Origin of the sequence: Enterobacter cloacae complex sp. GF14B (genome assembly GCF_004136805.1) — a bacterium.
GTDB classification, from domain to species: Bacteria; Pseudomonadota; Gammaproteobacteria; order Enterobacterales; family Enterobacteriaceae; genus Enterobacter; species Enterobacter hormaechei_C.
Map to the genome: position 1 here is coordinate 1 of NZ_QFRV01000309.1, position 1,109 is coordinate 1,109.

Genomic DNA, 1,109 nt, shown 5'->3' on the forward strand with positions numbered 1-1,109 from the left:
TGCAAGAGTTTGACTACACGGTACAGGTAGAAAGCACGACAAGGGCAAGTTTGGGGGGACTCATGACCTACCAAGTCTTTGAAAGGGAGGAGAAGCAATCTAAGGAAGGAGAAGTCCGATTACCTCCACTACCACCGATGGTAGAAGGAGCATACTCTCTCTACTTTGATGGAGCCTACAAGCGAGCGTCCGACAAAGCAGCTGCAGGCATAGTGGTCTTTGATGACAAAGGGACAAAGGTATTTTCGTTGGGCCAATTGTTAGATTCACATTCTAACAATGAAGCTGAGTATGCAGCACTAACCAAGGGTCTACAATGGTGCGTCTCGCAAGGTGTACAACGCCTTAATGTATTTGGGGATGCTCTACTTCTGGTAAGGCAAGTAAATGGAGCATGGACATGCAAGAATCCTAGTTTAAGGACTCACTTAAGTGGTGTAAAAACCTTGTTGGGTAAGTTTGAAGAAGTTCAAATACACCATATCCCAAGGGCTCAAAACCAAGAAGCAGATGCCCTAGCAAGTGAAAGACTATAGGAAGTGGTGGTTGGAGCAATAAAACTAAAGCTCCCTCTATTTCAAGGCAGTGATGCCTTGCCTGACATCATGCATTTTTTGGAAACAGGGGAATGCCCATCAGATTTAACAAAGGGACAGAAGCAATGGCTAACGCGGAAGGCCACAAGGTATCGACTCATCAATGACGGTTTGTACTGTAAGGGTAAGGACCAAATACTCAGGAAGGTCCCTCTCTCAAGAAATCACGGGAGTAATTGCTAGCTGTCACGACGATGTTTGTGGTGGTCACTTTGCCCTAGACATAACAAGTAGGAAAATCTTGTAGGCAGGCTTCATATGGCCTAGCTTCAACCGTGATGTACACCACTGGTGCAAAACGTGTAAGTTGTGTCAAAAGGCCGGCACTAGGTCACTTATGCCTGAACCACAGACACCTATTCTCTCATATGGCCCATTTGAAAAATGGGGTATCGATGCCATTGGGCCATTACCTAGGGCCAACTCAACAAAATTCTACATTATCATGGGGGTCGACTACATGACTAGATGGGCAGAGGCTACAGCCACCACTAGAATCACAACGGTAGAGGT

The 1,109-nt window shown here is 46.0% G+C and carries 1 protein-coding gene; it reads left to right on the plus strand.

What is annotated here, in order from left to right; all coding sequences use genetic code 11:
• A partial coding sequence (locus DD606_RS25395; RefSeq protein ID WP_219824245.1) for a ribonuclease HI family protein occupies nt 1-536 on the plus strand: 536 nt, incomplete at its 5' end.
• Nucleotides 537-1,109: the final 573 nt, after the last annotated feature.